Below are 20,683 nucleotides of genomic sequence, written 5' to 3' on the forward strand. Positions count from 1 at the left end.
TCTACGTGTTAAAAAATTTCAAACATTATCTGTAGATTTAATTAAAACTAGAAGAAATAAAACCCATGAGCTGTTCTGGCGAGACTGTTGAGTCTAATAACGAAATAATACAGATTACGCCAAAGATAACAAGCCAGCTAAAAAAGGCAAAGTATGGAATCTCCGATCATTCTACTGTAGAGCTGTGTCATTGGACAAAAAAATCATTCAAAGGTGAGGGTGATTGTTACAAAATGAAATTTTATGGAATAACAACCCACAGGTGCATGGAATTCTCTCCAGCCGGAATGTATTGTGAGAACAGATGCGTATACTGCTGGAGGCCAATGGAGTTTTACAATTCTATGCAAATGCCTCCAGATAAAGTAGCAACACCAGAAGAGATTGTCACCAATCTGATGGAAGAGAGAAGAAAGTTGATCATGGGTCATTATGGCGACCCCCGACAGGACAGAAAAAAGCTTGACGAGTCATTGCTTCCAAGTCACTATGCCATTTCTCTGTCTGGAGAGCCAACAATGTATCCGCAGCTTCCTGATTTGATAAAATACCTAAAGACTTTTCCTGAAACTAAATCCATTTTTCTTGTAACAAACGGCCAAGAGCCAGACATGATACAGAGACTGCAAGATGAAGATGCCTTACCAACCCAGCTTTATCTTTCTACAAATGCACCAGACGAGGAAACATTCCAAAAAATAAATAAGCCAAGATACAGTAATGCATGGAAAAGATGGAACACTAGTCTTGAGATGCTTTCAAAGCTAAATACAAGAACAGTACTTAGGATCACTTTGATCAAAGATTACAATACTAGCGAGGAGTTGATTCCAAAGTTTGCCCAGATGCTCAAGCGTGCCAATGTTCATTTTATTGAAACAAAATCCTACATGAATGTTGGACGCTCTACAAACAGACTAGAATATTCAAACACACTAGAAATGCCCGAAGTAAGACATTTCGCAGATGAGATTGTAAAACAAAGTGAGATTTATTCAGTAATGGATGAGAGTTCAGTTTCTAGAATTGTAGTACTGCAGAATCAAAATAGGATCATCGACCGCTGGATTGCTGCCCATGTAAATGCCACGTAGCAAACTTTCGTAGTGCAAGATATCTGTGTGAAACTAAATTTTTGTCTCTTAATTGGGCATATGTTTTGTTTTGACCTGCTGGAATAAAGATAGGATCATAGCCCCATTTGGTGCCCATCAGTTTTCTTGAAATCTTTCCATCTACTGTCGCCTTGAACAGCATCACGTCATTATTTCTTTCACAATACGCTATGACAGATTGAAATTTTGCATTTCTTTTTGCTTTTAATAAATTTAGAATTCCCTTGTTTCCAATTGTTTTAAATGCAAAAGCCGAGTAAGGACCAGGAAAACCATTTAGTGATTCAATAAAAAGCCCATCATCTTCTACGATTACTGGTTTTGAGCATTGTGAAAATGCTTGAGTGACTTTGTGTAATGCTATTTCTTCTAAGGTATCTGCCTGAATTTCTTCAAGATGACATTTGAAAAAGTCTAGATTTATGTCAAATTTTGATAGTATTTCTTTTGCTTCTTTGTACTTGTTTTCATTTGAAGACGCAAATAAAACATTAGACAACGTTGGCGTATCTTCCTCGACTTTCAATGACAGCTACCTGTATTAGAACACGATTATGTCTTGAAACGCCAACTATTTTTTTATATCCTCGAAGGAATGAAGTCCAAGCTTTTTCCATAATATGAGCATGTGCACTATTTAGAATTTCTTTGAACAATCTCAGATCTATTGCGTGATCTTCTGTTTTATCTGTTCTTTGTGCAAGCCCAAAATCAATGACAAAGACTTTGCCTTTTTGTATGATAAAGTTTGATGTGGTAAGATCTCCGTGCATTATTCCATTTTTGTGCAACAACCCCACAATCTTTCCTATCTCCTCACATGTTTTAATTATTTTAGGGTTTGAGAGATCTTTAACTGGAGTTCCATCAATGTACTGAATGTAGATTTCACATTTTTTTGGATCAACAAAATATACAAGCGGTGAATGTACACCAAATGACTTGATATCAGAAATTATTTCAGATTCTCGTACTGTCCTTTGCATCCGTATTCTTTTGTCAAGGATTTCATTGCGATAATCTTTTTTTTGTCTAATTTTTAAAATTGCTTTTTTTCCATCCCATATTGTGAGATAAATGTCAGCTTCTGCGCCTTTTTTTAACAGTTTCAATAGCGTGTATACTAACTTAAAACGTAATTTAAATGACAATCCTTTCTATTTAACAGAAAATAGAGTTATAACATGTAGACGGAGATCATACCATCATGGAAGATTCTGAAAAGAGGATAATGCAAGAAGACTGTTCCGAGGATTCATTAGGTATTGGAGTTTTGACACTAACAAATATGCGAATTGCCTTTGATAAGACAAAAGGTAGAATAGCAGATTTCTCAAAAAAAATTGGTGAGACGGTTCTTGATGTCAAGCTAAACCAGATTGTTGAGGCCGGTAAAGAGGGCTGGTTAATAACAAAAGTCAGAATCAAAGTAAAAACAGATGATGATGAAAAGACGTACAAATTTGGTGTATTTAACACAGGCAAATGGCTCAAAGCAATAGAAGAAGCCATATCAGCACAAAAAAACTAGTACATTACCTCTACAGAATCTAGTCTCCAAGATTGTCTTACAAAAGTTTCCTCTAAAGGAACACCTTGTTTTTTGGAAGATTCCAGTAAACCTGTCCAAGAGATTTGAGAACCACAGTCACCTGCATATTGTCTTGGAGAAACAAAAAATTTGCAGTTGTGTCTTTTGCAGACGCTTTGTAGAATTTCTGATAGTCTTTTGTTTGCAGCAACACCACCCACTATCAGTAATTCCTTTTTACCTGTAAATGAAAGCGCGCGTTCTGTAGCTTCGCCAATCATTGCAAACGCAGTTTCTTGTAATGAAAAACAAGCATCCTCTAAACCCTTTGGCATTATTTGCTTTGTTGCAGAAAGAAGACCTGAAAATGAAACGTCATTTCCTTTTACTACATATGGGAGGTTAACATAATTGGTTGACTTTGACGCAAGCTCTTCAATTTTCGTTCCACATGGAGATGCAAATCCAGCTGATCTTCCAATTTGATCTAAGAGTTGTCCTAGTGTAATGTCCAAGGTTTCTCCAAAGACTCTCCACTTTTTTGATAAAAATGCCAGGATCATGGTGTGGCCGCCAGAAACAAGCAATACCAAAGGATCTTTTGCTCCAGTTAGCATCTTTCCAAGCTCAATGTGGCCCAATGCATGGTTCACTGGATATACTGGAATTTTATAATATGATGCCAAAGATCTTGCAACAACTGCACCAATTCTCAGACAAGGTCCTAGCCCCGGTCCTGCAGCATATGAAATAATATCAAGATCGTTCATTTTTACGCCAGCTTTTTGTAGGCATTCTGAGAGAACTTCTGGTGAGTTTTCAGCATGATGTCTAGAAGCTTCACGTGGATGAATTCCCTCACCATCAGGGGGTCGATAGATCTTTCTAATATCTGAAAGAATTTTTCCCTTCTTTCCTTTTTTTTCTAATATTGCACACGAAAATGTATGTGCAGTGCTTTCAATTCCAAGGCCTAACATTTTATCCCCTGCTCAAAGTTGACACTATTTTGATAACATCCCCGTTTTTTAATTGATGCTGTGCCCCTATCCTCTGTTTTGTTTTAGCATCTACTGCATGCAAAAATCCCTTTGCCAAGTCAGCATGCACTGTCTGGGCCAAGTCTTTTGCTGTAGAACCTGGAAACAACAATCTTGCATCTGGCAATACTTCACCATCCTTGTTTGAAAGCTTGGTTTCATCTTCAACAGGATACACAGTGATTAGTTTGAGAAGATCAAAACATGCAGAATTTAAGATCTGCTGCACTCCTGTTGTTCCAATTTTAGTAATTACCTTGTTTGCAAGATCAAGAGCCTTTTGTTGTTGTGGGTTTAGATTTATTCCATCTTTTATCTTGAAGCTTTTTTCTCCTGGAGAATAATCAACGATACCACTCTTTGATGCCTTTCGTAAAAGCAGTTCTGTTTCTGCACTGCATGCAATTACTGGTCCATGTGCTTTTAGCTTATCAATTACAGACATATCATGACACAGATCTGCCTTGTTTGCAGCGATTATCATCGGTCTTGTTTTTTTTCTTAATTCTTTTACAAAGGTGTACAGATCATTTTCAGTCCAATCTACAGGTTTTTTCATTTGCAGGTTTAGATGCTGAATTAAAATTTCAATGTCATATTCTTTTATGCCAAGTCCACTGAATCTTTGAGCTATTCCTTGCACAAGCTTTGCACCTTTGCTTTCCATTTCTCGCGTTAGCTTTTGCCATTCACGCTGCAGGATTTGTTTCATCCACTGATCAAACTCTTCTTCAACAAATTTTGCATCCTCAAGTGGATCATGCGTTCCTGCGGGAATAGAGTGACCTAGAATATCAGTGGAACCGGAAGCATCAACTACATGAATTAAAACTTCGGCTTGTCTTGCATCATCTAAAAATTTGTTGCCCAATCCCTTGCCCTCATGTGCACCAGGAACAAGACCTGCTACATCAATTAGTTTAACAGGGATAAATCTAGTTCCTCCTACACAGAGAGGATGTTTGTGATTAATTCTAAAATGTTTGCATGCACATTCTGTCTTTACATATGCAATTCCTACATTTGGCTCAATTGTAGTAAACGGATAATTTCCAATTTGAGCAGTAGTCTCTGTTGCAGCTGAAAAAAAGGTAGATTTACCAACGTTTGTTTTGCCCAGCAGTCCTATTTGCATGGGAATCTTTCTAATGGTTACTCTTATTAGTATTGCAGAAATCGTTTAATCCAATTTGATTTGATGGTATGTATTGTCTAAAGTAATAACTGGAAACCCCGGAGTGGGAAAACACACTGTAGCAAAACAGATTGCAAAGAATCTAGACCTTGACCTTATCGACATAAACGAGGTAGTTATAGAAAGCGGCATATTTGTGCGAAGGAAAGAAACACTAGATGTAGATACAAAAGATTTGCAAAAAATTCTAGAGAAAAAAATTACAACCCATTCTCTCATAGTAGGACACTTGGCTCCATATGTAATACCAAGAAATAAAATCAAGACAGCAATAGTTCTAAGAAAAAGTCCATATAAGTTGATTTCTGTTTATAAAAAAAGAAAATACTCTAAACAAAAAACAATAGAAAATTTGGGAAGCGAGATTTTAGGAATAACATTTTATGATACTTTGAAAAAATTTGGTTCAGCAAAGACTCATCAAATTGATACTAGTCTTAGTTCAGTTTCCAAAGTTGTTAAAAGAATCGAAGTGATTTTTGAAAAAAGTAAATTTCAAGAAGACCGAGTCGATTGGCTTGGATTAATTTCAAAAAAAGGAGATTTGAAGAGGTTCTTTCCCTACTAACTTCAAATAATGCTCCACAGATGATATAAGAAATGTTTGAGATTAAAAAGAGCGATCTTGCTGCCAGAATAGGAATATTACACACAAATCATGGCAAAATTGAGACGCCAGCCTATGTACCAGTGATTCATCCCGTAAAACAGACAATTCCTCCAAAAAAAATTAGAGAGATGGGTTTTGATCTTGTCATAACAAATGCTTACATCACAATGAACAACTATGGAGATGAGGCAGCAAGACGTGGAATTCATGACATCATAAATTATGATGGTGCAATAATGACAGATTCTGGTGGTTATCAAGTACTAGAATATGGAAAAGTTGACGTCGATCCCAAAGACATGGCGTTATTTGAACAAAAAATAAGAACTGATTTTGCAATTCCACTTGATAGACCAACTGGATATGGTCTTTCAAAAAAAAGAGCAAAGTCCTACGTCGATCACACGCTCAGAGTTTCCAAAGAAACTCTTGACAATTCTGAAGAAAACGGTCAGATCTGGCTAGGTCCAATTCAAGGTGGTGAGCACTTTGATCTAGTAAAGAGATCAACAAAAGCTTTGGTAGAATACGGGTTTAAGATGTTAGCTCTTGGCAGTCCAGTTGAATTCATGGAATCATATGAATACAAACTTCTTGCAAATATGATAATAACAGCTAAAAAACAAATACCTGATTCTATTCCTTTACATCTTTTTGGTGCAGGCCATCCATTAACAATTCCATTTGCCGTTGCTCTTGGATGTGACACATTTGATTCTGCATCATACATGCTCTATGCAAAACATGGCAGGTACATTATGGAAGATAGCACCATGAGACTAGAGGACATGGCATATTTTTCTTGTAATTGTGAAGTGTGTTCAAAACATACTCCAAGAGAAATCCAGTCACTTGAAAATGTAGAAAGGATAAACCAGGTTGCACTACACAACCTGTACGCAATAAAAGCTGAAGTGGATAGGGTAAAAGAGGCCATTCATGAGGGAAGGTTGTGGGAATATGTTCTTAAAAAGGCCAGATCACATCCCAAGCTTTTCGAAACTATAGATGTCTTTACTGAAAATCATCAGTATTTTATGAATACCACTCCAAGATTCAAGGAAAAAGCCATCTTTTTGTACTTAAAGGAAGACCAGTACCGCCCAGAAATAGCAGCATTTCATAATACGGTTCGTAATTTCAAGTCAACCAAGGATACTGTAATAATAATACCTGATGGGACAATGCGACCGTTTTATCTTTCAGAAGAATATAACAAACTAAGAAAAAAATTTGCCAAAAATTATGATGACATTCAATTCTGTCAATTCAATCCCTTCCTTGGAATAATTCCACTTGAAATATCTGACATGTATCCAGCTGCACACTATGTTATGCCAAGAACATCATTTAGTGAAAATGAATTTCCAGAGTTTACAGATACTTGGAAGAAATTCTTTACAAACAATGGCTTTAAAACCGCATACATTGCAAATGATAAATTTCTAAAACATTATGCAAAAATGCTTCCAAAAAAGATCAAAATAAAATTTCTTAATCGAATTTAAAAATAATAAAAAAGAGTGCGAGAACAGATTCCGCTTATAGTGCGGCGTCTTCTGCCCAGCCTTTTACGAATACTCCGTTCTTGTGGAGAGGAACTGGTTGACCAGCAGTGTAATTCATTGGTCTCATCCAAAAGATTGCTTTTGTTGGGCAAACTCCGATGCATGCACCGTCTGAGATGCATCTTTCTGGATAAAAGACAAATGCTTTACCTCTCTTCCAACCCTCAACGGGCTTGACACGAAGTACGTCTGGACCAAGAGAAGTACAGATCTCTACGCAAAGCGCACAGCCTATACATCTTTGTTCATCTATGTCTGGAATGATTGCTATTGGCATTCTGTTTTTGATCTTCACCGTTTGCTATTTAAACCATCTGCAAAATCCATAACAGAGTTATAGAAATTTTTCACAATAGAATATAGAAAATAAAAAACAAAAAAGAAAGTATAATGATTATTTTACTTCTTGGTTTGACGCATTGCGTCTATTTGTCCGCTCGTTACCCAATCAAGTAATTCAGCGGCAGAAGGATTTAGATCACCCTTTTGATTCATCATATTATGAACCCAAATCCAATTTATCTGGTTTAGTAATGGTTTGTTTCCCTCATCGCCCTTTCGAACTTTGTCTCGAAGGTCTTTTGGGATGGTATTCCACCATTGTTCAAAGGTTCTACCCATGGTCAGATCATCTTTATTTGATCTAATTAAGTCTTTTGTAAATTATAAAGATATTATAATTGACGGATTGAAAAACGCTAAAGGTTTAAAGGTCCTTTGAGAAGACTTTGAATTCTTGCAAGTAAAAGTACTTGGGGCTGCCCAAGAGGTAGGTAGATCGGCATTTCAAGTTAATTGTGATGGCGCTAATTTTCTTTTGGACTATGGTGTTTCACTGGGAAAAGAACCAGCATATCCAATTCATGTAAGGCCCAAAGATATCAATGCAGTAATTATCACACATGCGCACCTTGACCACTCTGGTAACGTGCCGTCACTTTTTGTAAATGGCGGCACAGACGTTTATGCCACCGCACCAACACTTGATCTCTCTAGACTTTTGATCGAAGATATGTTAAGACTAGGAAAGAATTCTCTTCCTTTTGAATTTCCTGAAGTTACCAATATGATCATGCATTCTAAAGAGATAGAGTTCAAGCAAAAAATTACTCGCGGCAATGCCTCCTTTGAACTCCACGAGTCAGGACATGTTGTTGGTGGAGGTTCAGTCATAGTAGAATCTGGAGATAAGAGACTCTTCTATACTGGTGATATAAATCCACGAGGATCTAGAATGCTACGAGAAGCTGATCTTGACTTTGGCGAAATTGATTTAATGATTACAGAAAGTACGTATTCCCAGACTGATCAGATGCCACGAGAAGAATCTGAGGAGAAATTCATTGAGTTTGCTTACGAGGTTTTAGACAGAAAAGGTTCTCTTTTCGTACCTTCGTTTTCTGTAGAAAGATCACAAGAAATTGCATGTGTCCTAAAAAACGCCAAATTCAAGCACAAAGTGATCATGGATGGAATGGCAGTCAAGGTTAATGAAATAATGCTTCGATATCCAGAATATTTACGTGATTCAAAGGTATTTGCAGATTCAATCAACCATGCTGAATGGATAAGAGGAGAGCAGGAAAGAAAACGCGCTCTAAAAGAACCATGTGTAGTAATCTCCCCTGCTGGAATGTTAGTTGGCGGTTCTGCGGTTTATTATTTACAACAGCTAGCACTTGACAAAAAAAATGGGATAGCTCTTGTATCATATCAGGGTGAAGGCACACCTGGCAGAAAATTATTGGAGACTGGCAAGGCGAACATTAGAGGAAACGATGTCAAAGCAGAAGCTGAAGTAAGACAATTCGAATTTTCTGGGCATGTTGATAGAACTGGTCTTTTTGACATGATGAAACGAATCAAAGGAAATCCAAAAGTTCTGACGGTTCATGGAGACAGTGATTCATGTACTAAATTTGCAGAAGAGATTCATGAGAAGTTTGGGTTTGACGCCATAGCGCCAAAATTGGGCGATGAGATTACCGTTTAAAATGCAAGAATTTTCAAAAATAAATATAGATAGTACTATCAATAGCGGTCAAGTTTTTCTCTGGGACAAAATTGATGGAATATGGCATGGGATAAATGGTACAGAGGTTTTAAGAGTAGAACAAAATCCTTTTGATATAACTTCATCACAAAAAAAGGTCAGTAATTTTTTCAGACAAGATGACAATATGAAAAAAATTCTAAAAGAGATAAACAAAGACAGTCTTGTAAGATCTGCCGTAAAACACTTTCCAGGTCTAAGATTACTCAGACAAGATCCATTTCAATGCTATATCTCTTTTATTTGTTCATCAAATTCATCTATACAAAACATTAAACAAATGTTAAAACGACTTTGCCGAAAATTTGGTAAGAAAACAGATTTTGACGGTCATGAATTTTTTACTTTTCCTGATGTCGATAAGCTTGCAAAGGCCAGCCTGAATGATTTGCTTTCATGCGGTCTTGGATTTAGAGCAAAATACGTAAAGAATGCGGCAATAACTGTTAATTCTGGTACCATAGAGTTTAATTTGTTAAAAAAAACAGATTATAATTCAGCAAAACAAGAATTAAAAGAGATTTACGGTATTGGGAATAAAGTTGCAGATTGCATACTCTTATTCTCACTTGAAAAATTAGAGGCATTTCCAATTGATAGGTGGACACAAAGAATTCTCCAGAAATATTATTCAAAGAAATTTTCTGGTTTGATAGAAAAATCCCTCACGGAAAAAAATTATGAGTGTATCCATGAAAAAATCATAGAGTATTTTGGAGCATATGCAGGATATTCACAACAGTTTCTTTTCAAAATGGAAAGAGACCTAAACAAAAAAAGTTGGTTGTGAAAAACCCTTAATATGGTAACCCAGTGCCCAATCTTGGGCCCGTAGCTCAGCTTGGACAGAGCACTGGACTTCTAATCCAGTGGTCAAGGGATCGAAGCCCTTCGGGCCCGCTTTATCAGTTTTAGCGCGTCATGTGACTTTGTCAACTATTTTCCGTTCGAAATAGACAACATTTTGATTCTGTGTTATTTATTCTGTTTTCTTGTCGCCAATTTTCTGCAACAATTTTTGCAACAGCTCCATTTCTTCTTGTGTTAGACTTCCAAGTTTTTCTTTTGTTTCTTCTTTTTGTTTTTCAAGTGGAGGAACTTCACCTTTTTCCAGATCAAGAAATTCTTCACATCGACTAAATGCATTTCTCATTTCATCAATGAGCGAGTCTGGAAGAATTCCTTTGTTGGTTGTGTACTTGGCTTCCATGTTTCCCTTGTGTCCCATAAAGAATACGCGAAAGTCATGTGCTATTTTTCCGCGAGATTCAGCGATGAGTAGTTGCGTGTCAAAGAAAGCTCTTAGCACATACGGTCTCCACAGAAATCTTGGTCGCATTGTTTTGTGAATTTCCCTGCGAATTGTCAATGTCTCCACGAATCTTTTGCCGATGTTTTCTCCTCTATGTCTGCCATACCTTGTGAAGGGCGCTATGACTGGAGATTCAGGCAGTAAAGATTCTCCCGAAATTAGCCTCTCATTTAGATAGGCTAACAGCCTCTTTGTTCCAAAGTCTGTCAGGAAGGTATAGTATTCGTGATCTGCTTTTGAGAGTGTCTTTCTTACCACGATTCTTGGCTGTTTACTTGCAAATGTAGCCAGACCTTCTTTTATGACAAGTTCAGGTAGATCCTTTATCATCAGCCCGTCTGTCGCGTTGTAGTTTCCCATCACTTCAGGTCTTAGACCAGCTTTGCCAATCAGTGACATTATGGCACCAGCCCTGAGATTTGCCCTGCTGAAAAGTTCTGCAAGTTCGTTTCCTTGTGGCACTCTCTCTTTTTCTAAAGTTGGCGTCGAGTCTACATTTGCTATCTTGATTCTTCTTTTTACGAAGACATCAAAATGATGCAGCCATGACTTTACCGCAGTTATGGTTCCCTTGATGTATTGTGGAGCATTGCCTCTGCTTTCCATCCATGATATGTGGTCTTGTAGAAGATCAGTTACTTCCCTGACGTCTTTGATTCCCAATTCTGCAACTTGCATCGGTGTGATCTGATGATCCTCGCAGAATTTGCTCAGCCTTCTAAGATTTATCTCGGCTGAATTTGGACTACCTCTTGCTACATTTTTGTACCATCGTCTTACGTCTGGATCGGCTAGCAGTCTTTCTTTCTTTGTTGGACTCTTTCGAACGGTTTGTGTCTTGTGTATTGTCTCGTTGTATGTCAATTTTTTTCCCACATCAGACCGCACGGCTCTGCGGTCCTCATCAGAGAAAGCAAGTGAGTTTGTAGTATTTACCTTTTTTATGATCTGCTCACAATTTTTCAATACAACATTATTGAATTTATAGCAGTGAAGGTACACTATATTATTGGGCAGAAAACCAAAAAACCAATTCATCGAAGCTAGTCTAGCGTTCAAGGAAGACTCGAAAATTAAAAGATATGATGTAAAAATGCCTTTTTGCTATGCCATAACGGTAGAAACCAACGATCCCAATAATGCGATAATGCAGACTACATGGGAATATTTTCTTAAAGATGATTCCAAATTAGACGAATTGATAAAAGAAATAGAAAGCCAGACCTTCAAGGTCAAAGTTATCAAAATCGAGCCAGCCGTGAGACAACTTATAGATCTATGTCCTAGATGTCATAAGCGAGGAGTGCCAAAAATTGAGAAGAAGAATACTAATGACAACAGGGAACGATCAGGAAGATACAAAGAAAAAACATCATCACAAAAGAAACGAGAGCCAGAGTTTTGGCTGACTTATGTCCACACAAAAACAAAAAAATGCAGAATTTGTCAATATACGAATACTCCCTATCCTACGTACAAACATAACAAAATCGATATTGAAAAATACTTTTTTCCTCAAATTATAGGAAATATGAAAAGAGGATCTCTCTGGTATTCTGATCAATCACAGTAAGGACATTCTACAGTTTCTTTTGGATTACGTACAAACGCAATTAACTTTTGACCACATCGAATGCAAATGTATCTCCTTTTGTGATGTTTTTGTGATTTGTACCATAATACCTCCGACCAATGGATCCGTTTTGTGCGAAATCTGTACTCTTCATCAAAGTAAAAGACAAACCATCGCTTCTTTGCACCGTTTTTTCCGTGTTGTCTTACCTCTGATCTTGGATGATACCAGCGTTTTGATACTGAAATTACAATCATTTCTGGATACTAATAGGATACTTCTTTTTGTCTATAAACTGGTGAAGGTACGAAATTCTAATTATTCCAGAAAATTCATTGATTTTTTGTTACATTATGTGACATAATCCGAAAAGAATCCGTTAAATCCTTGACTTAAGTATGTGAGTCATGGCTCTGACTAATGTAAACTTCCAAGATGAATTTGTAAAAGACTATTTCAAAAACCCATTCCTTTGGTGGAACTTTATCATATTCATATTTACTACATTCAACACACAGCCTACTTTTAACACCATTTTGCAAAATATTATTATCAATTCTTACTATGTTCAAGTTCTATTTGCTTGTCTTGGTATTGCTCTTTTTCTTATGTTTTATCCCATAAGAAGAAGTCTAAAAAAATTAAACAAGAAAAAATATTATGTACATGCATCGCTTTTAGTTGGCGTTTTATTCGTACATGTTGCCTTTTTTATGTCTGATCCTCCAGTAATTTTGGGCAAACTTTGGTCCGAAGTCATTATCAAGCCAGATTTATTCGACCAATCAGTATACACGTTGATTTTAGTCGGATATCTCGGAGTTCCTTTTTTGTATGCGTTTGCAACTACCACAGTTAAAAAATCATTGTTAGAAGCAAACCTCCCAATAGATGACAAACCCTCAAAGAATCTGGCATTTGGAGGAATGACAGCGTTGGTTACTGTAGTAATGTATTTTCTTTATACTTTCAGTACGAGTTTTCATTAGATTGAATTAAGATCGAAGGAAATAACAAGTGGATGACCATAATTCAAAATGCAAGAAAAAATGATCTTCAAAGATGACATTGAAAAAATGTATAAACTTTACCTAGATACTGAAAGACAATTTGTTGAATTAAGCCGAATAATTCCGTTAGACAACAAACCTGAAACTTATTCTCCAAGATTGTATAGCATATTTCATACTGCTTGCGGTCAAGTAGAAAATATGCTTAGATTAATCTGTGATAAATTAGAACTCAAATATCTTAACAATGATTTTCCAAGCTATTATGAACAACTTAATGTTCATGGCATGCTTGAAAGACACAAAGTTATCTTGAAGGAAGCAAACGAACCAATTCAACCATTTATCATAAAGGATGGAAAATCTCCAGATTGGTGGAAAGGATATAACAAGGCAAAACATGCTTTACCAGAAGGTATTGTTGAAGGAAATATTGGAAACACAATAAATGCACTGGCGGGGATTTGTGTACTACACCAAATTTCATATTTTGCTGTTCATCCTCCTGAAAATGTACTAACGAAGGAAAATTGGTTTGAAATGGAAATTGACCTAAACAATATTGAAACCCCCGCATATGTTGTATCACCAAGTAATCGAGCTGATGAAAATACTATGTTTTATGCAATCACTACGTATAGTGGAATACATGAGAAACATAATCAAAATAAGTTATGAGTCTACAGTTGACAGTGATAAAAATTCAAGGGATGTGGTATTAAATTGACAGAACCTAACAGCAATCGAAAGATACGATGGAATCATCTTTTGATTTGTCTAATAGTGATAGTAAATATTTTCATTTTTTCTTCTATTGCAATTGTAATTTTTGACGTACCGTTTCCGTTTATTAATCCTCATAATCCGCCTATACCTCTTCGATTTAGTTTATCGTATCCACCTCCAAAAGGCGTTGTGCTTCAAGATCCAAATATTTACGTTGATGTTACTTTACAATCTAATGATACCATTGCGGAAGGCACTCCTGTTCTTCTTACTGCCGTTGGAAGTCTTAGTGAAAGATTCTCCCAGAATGTTAGTCAGGTGATGGTAGGATTTGAAGGTTCATTGCCTACCTATACTACTTCTAATCCAACAGATGTTGTAACAATAAATCCTATTGGACCAGCATTTGGTAGTGTAGTCCTTACTCCATATTACGGAAAAGAGAATCATGCAAAATCTTCTTTTGGGATGGGTGGACCTGACTTGTTAGAGAAATCACAAATCATTGAATGGAATGTTCAAGGAGATTATTCTCCAACTCTTGTGATATTATTCAATAGCCCTCTAAACCTAACACAGCAAAAGGATACAAATATTCGTGTTCATGTCAGCCCTGCTAGTGTTTTACAAGATGAAAGATTAGGTCGTGAAAATATTGTGATCTCACTTGCACTTGTAGGATTTGAATTTGGTGCAAGTATTATGATCATGAGAGAATTGATAAAATCTATTCAATCCCGAACGAATTGAAGTAGTAATAATGAGAATAACGTGAGGGAAGGAGTTTTGTAGCGAACCTTACAGGACTCGATTCTAAAATTATGAATGAGTCAATTCCTATTTCGATGAATTATTTTGAGATTTTATAGGTTCTACTAAACCATATCCAAAGCATTTAGTGTCGTAATCAGCATACATCCACGAATACTGCATTGGCTTGCTACAATCTATGGTCGGCACCAAATAGGCATAATAATATATCAAAAATCCTCCCATACTGCCAAAAGTTATTACAACTACAATAAGGGAGAGAAGGACTTTCCTACCAAGTATATTCACTCTTTTTTTAATTATGGGATACTGTTTTTCAAGTTCTTCTTGTTTTGCCAAAACCTCTTCTTTTGACGGAATCAAAAAAAACCAAGCAACCGGAACTTTAAACCCATATTTCCACAGAAGGATTCCTAGCGCGTACATTACTATAAAAACTACAACGAAAAAAGCGAAATAGTTTGCTAAAGAGAAGTAGGCTGTTCTAAGATAAATGTACGACAAAAAAGAACCGATTATTAAAAATGTCATGCTGAAAATAAATCTGATTTGTGGGCGCATATTGTTTGATTTGATACCAATCTTAAAGAATAAAGTATGTCTGTGCAAGATACAAACTTGTCATCTCATCTCTCCAACAAATCATAACTCAGAAGTCATGTAAGTTGTCTTTTATTACATACTACCTGATTTTAGCAGAGTCAAGGATCAAGATGCTAAATGGCAAATGAAAAACAAGTCAAATTGTGGGAACAAATCTTACTTGCCATTGTTGATCCTCTTTGGATATATGGGTTTTATCGAATCCACAAACTAAGAAAAGGAGCTATAGTAGGGGGTGTGAGCTTAGCCACCTCTTGGATAATTTCAGATAAAATAGCAGTATGGAGTTGGTGGTATGTCATGCTGTGGATAGCAACATCAAGTTTCATAATTTATTATATGATAAAATGGTCCAAAGAATGGAATAAAAAACTAGATAGTGCTCCTAAACTTTGATCTCCAACAAATCATAACGTAACTTCGCGTCTATTTCGATGAATTTTTTTAAAAATCAAGATATGTTAGAAGGCGTTTGTGTAGATTGATCGTACTTTCTTTTTCTGGAGATAAATGCTGGTACAGTAAATATTAGTCCTGCTATGAACAAATAAAGTAAGTTAGGACTACCAAATTTAATATACGCTAGTACACTTAGTACCAAAAAAATTGATTCACCAATAATGAATACTTTAAGGTTTGGTTTTTTCATTGGTTTAGAAGACTCTTTTCTCTCAACACCTTGAAAGAATTTTATCATGACAAAAAATAAGAGACCTATTCCCGCAAAAGATGATAACAACTCTATGCCCATGATATAATACCGTGTATCTCCGATTACAGGAGAGTCCTTTAGTCCATAGAGAACTAAGAAACCTTGAATTATTAATACAAATCCAACAATCAATAAGACGTGATTTCTTTTCAATACCATAACAATTTGGTATGATCTCTTAAAGAACAATGTATGTCATTGAAAGATACAAACTTATTGTCTCATGGTATCTTTCCAATAAATCATGGCACTGTAGTTGGAGTACCTATACCAAAGTAAGATTTGACACGAGGTCTGTAAAAATAATAAATAATCAGTGCATCAATACATGCTCCAAAAACAATACCTCCAATATTTGATGAAATTGGATCTTCCCAGAAATTTAAGATAGTGTCAATAGCCAGTCCTAGTAGAATAAAGACAATTTCACCCTTCCATGCCCACTTACTACCTCTGAGCATTCCAATTGAAATAATGAAGGAAGTCACACCCCCCGCTACAAGAAAGCCTCCATATGCATATGAGAAGGGCCCTGAAAATAATGTTGAATTCCCGCCCAAGTTATTATTTAGATTTGCTATGAATGGTAAGAGTACCACTAACAATAAACCAATTAAGGAAGCAGAGATTCCTCCAATTATGCCAAGCACCCCAAGCACTGAGATCCCAAGAGGTCTTTCTAGTTTAGTTATTGAAGGTTGTCCAGATTCCATATTTATGATTAGACTTGAAGACTAATAATCAGAGTGTGTTCTAATTTAGTACAAACCCGTCACTCAACTTTCTAACAAATTATAACACGAGCCTTACAGGACTCAATTCAAAAATTATTAATGATTCAATGCCTATTTCGATGAGTCATTTTGGTTGTTGATTTTTGGTTGGTTATTATTCCAATCTGTTTGCTTTCTTGCTTTTAGGAGGATAGGAAACATCGCGATTACTGAAACCAAGCCAATAGTAGAGAGAACAATAGGTGTCGTAGAATCACCTGCGAAAAGAGAGTTAGACATAACGCCACTCTTAAAGAAGATTGAAGATGGAAATATGAATAATGAAAGTACCAACGATATTGCTGACAAACGCAAACCAGACCTTCGTTTACGAAATAGCAAGACAGAAGATATTATTGGAATCGATCCTATTGATGCAAGTATTATTGCGGGTAATCCAAACAATAGTAGAGCTTCTTTAGAATCTACGGTATATGGCAAGTCATAAGTAGCTAAAGTAAAAACGTACAAGGATATTACCACCATTATCGTACCTGAAAATAGTTGGAATACTGCCAAAATTGTCACATATAGATTAGGTCTGTGCCATCTAGATTCTTTAATGGGACTTTCAGATTCCATATTTTGTGATTCCATCTGGAGACTAATACGGTGAGTATGTTCTATTGCAATACAAACTTGTCATCTCATGATACTAAAAAAATCATAACGTACGATATTATCTAATCATCGGGAGTTTTTGGCTTTGGGCGGGGGCTCTCCCTTTTTACTCTTTTTTGATAAACTCGTTTGCTGTTTATTAAAATAAAAAATCAAAAAATTTGGATTATTAACAAATCTTCAATAAATTAATAAAAATCAAAAAAAATTGGGGTTGACGCGCTAAAACAGTTTTGTCGCGAACCTTCGGGTCCGCGTCATTTTTAATTCAAAAACATTAACATGGTTTTCAAATTTGTTCATTTTTCTCACAAGTTATTTATCTTCATTATTTTACGCATATACTATGAAAGATGTAGAAATAAAGATGGAAAGTTTGAACATAAAGCCTCATACTGAGATCAAAGGTAAGATTCAAGTGAATTATTCTGGTCGATACGACGGTGTTGTTGTGAACACACAGATATTAAATTCAAATCAACTCATAGTTTACAAATCATATAACGGTAAAATTATTTCTCAAAATCTATCACGATTATTCATTAACAAAAACGATATGCCGCAAAACATGGTAGAATTTACAGCAATGATAGAATTTGAACCAAATCAAACTCATGATGTAAAATTTCGTGTATCCATAATACAAGAACATAAAGAGATTGAAAGTGACATTGTCTTTGCTAAGTTAATGCCCTAAGAGCTGTTGATAATTCAAATTGTGAATCTAAATAGAAAGATGATTAAGAAGTTGTAGCACCATGCACAACGTCAATCTCGCCTGTCATCCATGGATGTGGGTCACAATGATACTTTATTGTTGCCTCTTGAGTAAATAGAAATTGATATGTCGTTCCTGCCTTGATTATTCCAGGAGAGCCGAATTGACCACTATACGCATCTTTGAATACACTACCTTGATCTGGTGTGACTGTGTGACCAGTGTCAGGACTGGTGTTTTTCCAAATAACTAGATTGTTTACACCAAGCTGAGACTCTATTTTCTTCGGTACAAAATTTTGTTCTTGTTGTTGGTTTTCAGCACCTGGCACTATAGTTATAGTAGTTGCTTCACCAGGGTGCAATACTTTTTCAGGAATTATTGGTTTTGCATTAAATTCAGGGACGAAATATAATTGATAATATGAAACTCCAACAGCAGCCCCAATTATGACTGCGATTAATCCTATACCATAAGCGTGACTTGAACTTGGAAGGCTCAACTGATAATAATTTTTTTGTTTGTCATATAAAGTTATTCGATCGTATGTATTAGAAAAATAATTTATGGCTTTTTAAGATCAGATGTTCCAACCGTTGGTTCTCTAATATTTTCTAGATTTGCCGTTTTTATTTCAGGAGCTGGTACAGTGTTAGGGGCTGTTATTGACTGTGAATTTTCTTTTCCAGGAAGTGTTACGGCAGAATCTGATGAAGCGCCTATTGGTTTTGGAATTTCATCAGATGCTTGTGGTGGAGGAGTTGGAATTTTCTTTGCTTCACTTAGTCCGTGTCTGTAAAGATGGAACATGCCAGCAAATACCATTAAAATCAATCCTACTAGAAAGAGTGAAAAGTTTTTCATTCCAGACAGTGCTGCATTGTATGCTGCAATGTTAAGATACACTTGGAATGCTAAGAGTGCAACAATAAGCCAATTGATCCATTTTCCTGACAGGTTTATTTGAGCTACTTTATGTGGTCCTTTTGATGCTGCAAGCTTTGCTTTTCTTTCAGCTTCTTTGGCAAGCTTAATCATCATATATGAGAATCCAAATCCAATTGGAACCAGCAATAACATTACTGTATAAAAGAATACAGGGTCTATGACAAGTCTAGCTACAAGCGCCTTTGTTGCATCTGGTGAAATATAGAACCCCCAATACGTTGTCACCATAACCTGAGCTATTCCCGTTATTCCAAATGCAGTAATTATGGGCCTATCCTTCCAAGAGAATTTCTTGTACCTATCAATAAACGGAGTCAAAGCAAGAGCTATGATAAACATTGCAGGCCAAGCTACTCCAGTTACAAATTTATCATATTGTGTTCTAAGAAACGCGTAAATTCCTGTAAGATACCATTCTGGTACAGTAATACCAGGAGGCACTGTGGGTTCAAATTTGGAACCTAGATCAACTGGAAAGACTCCACCTGTGATAAATATTGCACCAGAAATTGCCATTACCATCGGAATATCAAAAACCAAAAATCGTGGCATGTGAACTGCCATTAATCCAAGCATTACTATTGGTAAGACAAACACGTGTTGAGTATAGAACCGCAGAACAAAGTCTGCAAATCCTGAACCAAACATGGCATCACGTATAGTTGGCCCTGCAATAGGTATAGAGTTTGTGAGCGATGCTGCGATGCTTATTGCTAGCTCAGCTCGTTCACTGAATATTATATCATAACCTGTAAAAGCTTCTAGGATTGTCACTGTACCAAGAATGACTCCAGTAAACCAGATGAGTTCATTTCTTATCTTGTATCTTCCACTAAAGTATTGATAATACATGTGTAATACTGCTAAGAGAACCATTGCATTAGATGCATGATAATGAATATTTCTTATCATAAAACCAAATGGAACTGTATTGTTTATTTTTGCAACACTGTCCCATGCTCTATCTAGTATTGGTTCATAGTAAAACATCAAAAGTGCGCCAGAAATTCCTAAGATTATAAAAGTCACAAATGTAAGCATTCCAAGGAATCCAAATGGACTTACAAATCTTGCTGGAAATGAAAATTTAGTACCAATGAATACTGTTCTTTCAAATCCATCCCAAACCCAGTAGAAGAAATCTACTAGACCGTTTCTACGTTTTAAGGATGCGACCATATCCTACAATTCCATTAGCGTTTATATCCCATTTAGCTGGTTGAATCCATAAATTCCCATCATTATCTGCCTCAAGGTATAATGTTGCAAGAACATTTGAAGGTGGAGCTTGGAGTGAAGCCGGTCCTGCAAAAGCTTTGCCGGTAAGTGGATTGTACATGCTTCCATGACATGGACATTCTCCTCTTTTTCTTCCTTCTTGAGGCCAGTATTTCCAAAGACACCATAAATGTAAACATACCATACTATACACACGAAAAGCACTAGCATCTTCTACGTCTCCACCAAGTTCTGATGGAAGTCGGATAAATTGCCATTTTTTGAATGCTTCTTGATCAAGAACTGAATCTCCTGATAACGGATAAGTAATTACTTCAGAGGTATTTTTTGGGAAAGTTTTAGCGTTTGCTTGGGTACCGTCTGGTAGTATTACTTTGGCTTTTGCAGGTGCAAGATTTGATGGATTTGGCATGAATTTTCCCCAAGGAACAAAAGGAGTAAACGTAAGAGCAGTTCCTGCAGCTGCCAATAACTTTAGAAAATCACGTCTAGACAGAACATTCCTAACGCTAGAATCCTGTTCAGACATCTAGCTTTCGTTTTTGAAAAAATTGCATATAAACCT

General features: G+C 36.3%; 27 protein-coding genes and 1 tRNA gene. 14 read left to right on the forward strand and 14 right to left on the reverse strand.

All coding sequences use genetic code 11. From position 1 onward, the window contains the following. The first annotated feature begins 65 nt into the window (after nucleotides 1–65). On the forward strand, nucleotides 66–1,094 hold the full coding sequence (twy1, locus tag VEU72_02805; GenBank protein ID HYL66063.1) for a 4-demethylwyosine synthase TYW1: 1,029 nt from the start codon (nucleotides 66–68) through the stop codon (nucleotides 1,092–1,094). On the opposite strand, the gene rdgB is transcribed toward twy1, so the two are convergent. Beyond that, the gene (rdgB, locus tag VEU72_02810) at nucleotides 1,054–1,641 is read right to left on the reverse strand and encodes an RdgB/HAM1 family non-canonical purine NTP pyrophosphatase (protein ID HYL66064.1); all 588 of its coding nucleotides are present in this window, start codon (nucleotides 1,639–1,641) and stop codon (nucleotides 1,054–1,056) included. The genes twy1 and rdgB overlap by 41 nt on opposite strands. Next, on the reverse strand, nucleotides 1,607–2,227 hold the full coding sequence (locus VEU72_02815) for a KEOPS complex kinase/ATPase Bud32 (protein ID HYL66065.1): 621 nt from the start codon (nucleotides 2,225–2,227) through the stop codon (nucleotides 1,607–1,609). Before VEU72_02815 ends, rdgB begins: the two co-directional genes overlap by 35 nt. Nucleotides 2,228–2,322: 95 nt before the next feature. Here VEU72_02815 and VEU72_02820 point away from each other — a divergent pair, with 95 nt between their 5' ends. Beyond that, nucleotides 2,323–2,646 (forward strand): hypothetical protein, encoded by a 324-nt coding sequence (locus VEU72_02820; protein HYL66066.1) that lies wholly within the window; start codon nucleotides 2,323–2,325, stop codon nucleotides 2,644–2,646. On the opposite strand, the gene kae1 is transcribed toward VEU72_02820, so the two are convergent. After that, nucleotides 2,643–3,626: a KEOPS complex N(6)-L-threonylcarbamoyladenine synthase Kae1 gene (kae1, locus tag VEU72_02825; GenBank protein ID HYL66067.1), complete on the reverse strand. Its 984-nt coding sequence runs from the start codon at nucleotides 3,624–3,626 to the stop codon at nucleotides 2,643–2,645. The two genes, VEU72_02820 and kae1, sit on opposite strands and share 4 nt — an antisense overlap. A gap of 1 nt (nucleotide 3,627) precedes the next feature. Then, nucleotides 3,628–4,821 (reverse strand): redox-regulated ATPase YchF, encoded by a 1,194-nt coding sequence (locus tag VEU72_02830; GenBank protein HYL66068.1) that lies wholly within the window; start codon nucleotides 4,819–4,821, stop codon nucleotides 3,628–3,630. 73 nt (nucleotides 4,822–4,894) lie between these two features. Here VEU72_02830 and VEU72_02835 point away from each other — a divergent pair, with 73 nt between their 5' ends. Beyond that, entirely contained in the window at nucleotides 4,895–5,449 is a 555-nt protein-coding gene (locus VEU72_02835; GenBank protein HYL66069.1) for an AAA family ATPase, read from the forward strand. Nucleotides 5,450–5,481: 32 nt separating this feature from the next. After that, the gene (tgtA, locus tag VEU72_02840) at nucleotides 5,482–6,999 is read left to right on the forward strand and encodes a tRNA guanosine(15) transglycosylase TgtA (protein ID HYL66070.1); all 1,518 of its coding nucleotides are present in this window, start codon (nucleotides 5,482–5,484) and stop codon (nucleotides 6,997–6,999) included. Nucleotides 7,000–7,033: 34 nt separating this feature from the next. Here the strand turns inward: tgtA and VEU72_02845 are convergent, their stop codons facing one another. Together VEU72_02845 and VEU72_02850 are read right to left on the reverse strand one after the other, a co-directional pair. Next, nucleotides 7,034–7,336 (reverse strand): 4Fe-4S binding protein, encoded by a 303-nt coding sequence (locus VEU72_02845; GenBank protein ID HYL66071.1) that lies wholly within the window; start codon nucleotides 7,334–7,336, stop codon nucleotides 7,034–7,036. Nucleotides 7,337–7,458: 122 nt separating this feature from the next. Next, entirely contained in the window at nucleotides 7,459–7,680 is a 222-nt protein-coding gene (locus VEU72_02850; protein HYL66072.1) for a hypothetical protein, read from the reverse strand. Between the two features lie 115 nt (nucleotides 7,681–7,795). Between VEU72_02850 and VEU72_02855 the strand changes: the two genes are divergently transcribed. The 3 genes from VEU72_02855 (at nucleotide 7,796) to VEU72_02865 (ending at nucleotide 10,012) form a co-directional block, all read left to right on the forward strand. After that, a complete protein-coding gene (locus tag VEU72_02855) occupies nucleotides 7,796–9,052 on the forward strand; it encodes an MBL fold metallo-hydrolase (protein ID HYL66073.1) in 1,257 nt (418 codons plus the stop codon). A 1-nt stretch (nucleotide 9,053) separates the two neighbouring features. Then, a complete protein-coding gene (locus tag VEU72_02860; GenBank protein HYL66074.1) occupies nucleotides 9,054–9,902 on the forward strand; it encodes a DNA glycosylase in 849 nt (282 codons plus the stop codon). Nucleotides 9,903–9,937: 35 nt separating this feature from the next. Continuing rightward, nucleotides 9,938–10,012, forward strand: a tRNA-Arg gene (locus VEU72_02865). 79 nt (nucleotides 10,013–10,091) lie between these two features. Here VEU72_02865 and VEU72_02870 read toward each other — a convergent pair. Continuing rightward, on the reverse strand, nucleotides 10,092–11,390 hold the full coding sequence (locus VEU72_02870) for a hypothetical protein (protein HYL66075.1): 1,299 nt from the start codon (nucleotides 11,388–11,390) through the stop codon (nucleotides 10,092–10,094). Nucleotides 11,391–11,433: 43 nt separating this feature from the next. Between VEU72_02870 and VEU72_02875 the strand changes: the two genes are divergently transcribed. Then, a complete protein-coding gene (locus VEU72_02875; protein HYL66076.1) occupies nucleotides 11,434–11,997 on the forward strand; it encodes a hypothetical protein in 564 nt (187 codons plus the stop codon). Here the strand turns inward: VEU72_02875 and VEU72_02880 are convergent. Beyond that, nucleotides 11,985–12,254, reverse strand: a complete 270-nt coding sequence (locus VEU72_02880) for a hypothetical protein (GenBank protein HYL66077.1) — start codon at nucleotides 12,252–12,254, stop codon at nucleotides 11,985–11,987. The genes VEU72_02875 and VEU72_02880 overlap by 13 nt on opposite strands. 150 nt (nucleotides 12,255–12,404) lie before the next feature. Here VEU72_02880 and VEU72_02885 point away from each other — a divergent pair, with 150 nt between their 5' ends. From VEU72_02885 to VEU72_02895, 3 genes are read left to right on the forward strand one after another with little or no spacing between them, the layout of a single operon-like run. Continuing rightward, nucleotides 12,405–12,986 (forward strand): hypothetical protein, encoded by a 582-nt coding sequence (locus VEU72_02885; GenBank protein HYL66078.1) that lies wholly within the window; start codon nucleotides 12,405–12,407, stop codon nucleotides 12,984–12,986. Nucleotides 12,987–13,034: 48 nt separating this feature from the next. Beyond that, the gene (locus VEU72_02890; GenBank protein ID HYL66079.1) at nucleotides 13,035–13,685 is read left to right on the forward strand and encodes a hypothetical protein; all 651 of its coding nucleotides are present in this window, start codon (nucleotides 13,035–13,037) and stop codon (nucleotides 13,683–13,685) included. A gap of 45 nt (nucleotides 13,686–13,730) precedes the next feature. Next, nucleotides 13,731–14,483 carry a hypothetical protein gene (locus VEU72_02895; protein HYL66080.1) on the forward strand — a complete coding sequence of 251 codons (753 nt, stop codon included), beginning with the start codon at nucleotides 13,731–13,733 and terminating at the stop codon, nucleotides 14,481–14,483. A gap of 87 nt (nucleotides 14,484–14,570) precedes the next feature. On the opposite strand, the gene VEU72_02900 is transcribed toward VEU72_02895, so the two are convergent. Beyond that, the gene (locus VEU72_02900) at nucleotides 14,571–14,867 is read right to left on the reverse strand and encodes a hypothetical protein (GenBank protein HYL66081.1); all 297 of its coding nucleotides are present in this window, start codon (nucleotides 14,865–14,867) and stop codon (nucleotides 14,571–14,573) included. A 357-nt stretch (nucleotides 14,868–15,224) separates the two neighbouring features. On the opposite strand from VEU72_02900, the gene VEU72_02905 reads away from it, so the two are divergent. Continuing rightward, complete coding sequence (locus tag VEU72_02905) at nucleotides 15,225–15,503, forward strand: hypothetical protein (GenBank protein HYL66082.1); 279 nt, start codon at nucleotides 15,225–15,227, stop codon at nucleotides 15,501–15,503. A gap of 55 nt (nucleotides 15,504–15,558) precedes the next feature. Here the strand turns inward: VEU72_02905 and VEU72_02910 are convergent, their stop codons facing one another. Beyond that, nucleotides 15,559–15,978: a hypothetical protein gene (locus VEU72_02910; protein HYL66083.1), complete on the reverse strand. Its 420-nt coding sequence runs from the start codon at nucleotides 15,976–15,978 to the stop codon at nucleotides 15,559–15,561. An 83-nt stretch (nucleotides 15,979–16,061) separates the two neighbouring features. Beyond that, nucleotides 16,062–16,532 (reverse strand): hypothetical protein, encoded by a 471-nt coding sequence (locus tag VEU72_02915; GenBank protein ID HYL66084.1) that lies wholly within the window; start codon nucleotides 16,530–16,532, stop codon nucleotides 16,062–16,064. 157 nt (nucleotides 16,533–16,689) lie between these two features. On the opposite strand from VEU72_02915, the gene VEU72_02920 reads away from it, so the two are divergent. Continuing rightward, nucleotides 16,690–17,040, forward strand: a complete 351-nt coding sequence (locus VEU72_02920) for a hypothetical protein (GenBank protein HYL66085.1) — start codon at nucleotides 16,690–16,692, stop codon at nucleotides 17,038–17,040. Between the two features lie 519 nt (nucleotides 17,041–17,559). Then, nucleotides 17,560–17,910, forward strand: a complete 351-nt coding sequence (locus VEU72_02925) for a hypothetical protein (protein HYL66086.1) — start codon at nucleotides 17,560–17,562, stop codon at nucleotides 17,908–17,910. Nucleotides 17,911–17,953: 43 nt separating this feature from the next. Here VEU72_02925 and VEU72_02930 read toward each other — a convergent pair whose 3' ends face one another. From VEU72_02930 to VEU72_02940, 3 genes are all read right to left on the reverse strand, one after another. After that, nucleotides 17,954–18,433 carry a plastocyanin/azurin family copper-binding protein gene (locus VEU72_02930; GenBank protein ID HYL66087.1) on the reverse strand — a complete coding sequence of 160 codons (480 nt, stop codon included), beginning with the start codon at nucleotides 18,431–18,433 and terminating at the stop codon, nucleotides 17,954–17,956. A gap of 62 nt (nucleotides 18,434–18,495) precedes the next feature. Continuing rightward, a complete protein-coding gene (locus tag VEU72_02935; protein HYL66088.1) occupies nucleotides 18,496–20,058 on the reverse strand; it encodes a cytochrome b N-terminal domain-containing protein in 1,563 nt (520 codons plus the stop codon). Next, nucleotides 20,036–20,647 (reverse strand): twin-arginine translocation signal domain-containing protein, encoded by a 612-nt coding sequence (locus tag VEU72_02940; protein HYL66089.1) that lies wholly within the window; start codon nucleotides 20,645–20,647, stop codon nucleotides 20,036–20,038. The genes VEU72_02935 and VEU72_02940 overlap by 23 nt, the downstream gene beginning before the upstream one ends. Nucleotides 20,648–20,683 lie beyond the last annotated feature (36 nt).

The sequence above is a fragment of the Nitrosopumilaceae archaeon genome, from assembly GCA_035631875.1.
Lineage (GTDB): Archaea > Thermoproteota > Nitrososphaeria > Nitrososphaerales > Nitrosopumilaceae > TA-20.